Source organism: Microbacterium maritypicum MF109, assembly GCF_000455825.1.
Lineage (GTDB): Bacteria > Actinomycetota > Actinomycetes > Actinomycetales > Microbacteriaceae > Microbacterium > Microbacterium maritypicum_A.
On sequence record NZ_ATAO01000108.1, the window covers coordinates 1 to 204 of the forward strand.

Here is a 204-nt window from a genome sequence, read left to right on the forward strand (position 1 = left end):
CGGCATCTCCCCGGACAAGATGCTGATGGGGCGCATCTTCGCCTACCCGGACGCGCAGCGCCACCGCATCGGCCCGAACTACAACCAGCTGCCGGTGAACCAGCCGCACGCGAGCGAGGCGCGCAACTACCAGCACGAGGGCTCGATGCGCTACCAGTTCAACGACGCCGCGCACCGCACCTACCAGCCGAACTCCTATGGAGC

At 67.2% G+C, this 204-nt stretch carries 1 protein-coding gene; it reads left to right on the top strand.

All coding sequences use genetic code 11. The annotated features are described in order from the left end of the window. A partial coding sequence (locus L687_RS27275; protein ID WP_021198974.1) for a catalase occupies positions 1–204 on the top strand: 204 nt, incomplete at both ends.